Origin of the sequence: Mycobacterium sp. E3198, assembly GCF_001667015.1 — a bacterium.
In the GTDB taxonomy this organism is placed as follows: domain Bacteria; phylum Actinomycetota; class Actinomycetes; order Mycobacteriales; family Mycobacteriaceae; genus Mycobacterium.
Window position 1 is genome coordinate 1 of the sequence record NZ_LZIS01000035.1, and the last position, 1,064, is coordinate 1,064.

General features: G+C 72.0%; 1 protein-coding gene. It reads left to right on the forward strand.

Translation table 11 applies throughout. From position 1 onward, the window contains the following. Positions 1 to 145 precede the first annotated feature (145 nt). On the forward strand, positions 146 to 1,064 hold a 919-nt coding region (locus A5673_RS04765; RefSeq protein WP_068227657.1), incomplete at its 3' end, for a poly-gamma-glutamate hydrolase family protein.

A 1,064-nucleotide genomic window follows, 5' to 3' on the forward strand; every position in this document is an offset into this window, starting at 1 on the left:
CGAGCGCACCCGCCCCGATCCTCCGATGACCGGGGCGTAGCGCGCCGCTCACCCCGTACGGCAGGATGGAAACGTCGTCGACGGGGAGAGACTCGCGGGAGTTACGTTGGTCCAACACCTCAGCGTCCAGACGGTGGCCGCCTAGATGCCGGCCCGCCGGCACCCCTATTTCGCCTACGGGTCGAATCTGTGCGTCAGGCAGATGGCGCTGCGCTGTCCGGGTGCGGCCGATCCGCGGCCGGCGGTGCTGGCGGACCACGACTGGCTGATCAACCAGCGCGGCGTCGCCACCGTCGAGCCTTTTGCCGGCGCGCAGGTGCACGGGGTGCTGTGGCTGATCTCCGACGACGACCTCGCGGCGTTGGACAGCGCCGAGGGCGTGCCGGTGCGCTACCGGCGTGACCGGCTGACCGTCCACACCGGCGACGGGCCGTCGCCGGCCTGGGTCTACATCGATCACCGGGTGAATCCGGGCCCGCCCCGACCGGGCTATCTGCCCAGGGTCATCGACGGCGCCGTCCACCACGGGCTGCCGCAGCGATGGGTCGACTTCCTGCGGCGGTGGGATCCTGCCCGCTGGCCCCGCCCAGCTACCGCGAAAACCCCTGCGCCGCAATCGCTTTCTGCGCTGCTCAGCGAACCGGGGGTGGTCGAGGAGAGCCGGCTGCGATCGCGCTTCGGCTTTCTCGCCATCCACGGGGGCGGCCTGGAAGAGATGACCGACGTCATCGCCGAACGGGCCGCCGAGGGCGCCGACGCGTCGTCCTATGTGGTGCGCCATCCCGACCGCTACCCGCACCACCTCCCGTCGGCCCGGTACGACCCCGACGAGTCGCCGCGGCTGGCCGAGTTTCTGGATCACGTCGACGTCGCCGTCTCGCTGCACGGCTACGGGCGCATCGGTCGCGCCACCCAACTGCTCGCCGGGGGGCGCAACCGCGCGCTGGCGGCCCACCTGGCGCGGCACGTCCGGCTGGCCGGCTATCAGGTCGTCACCGACCTCGACGACATCCCGCCGGAACTGCGGGGCCTGCACCCGCACAACCCGGTCAACCGGGTGCGCA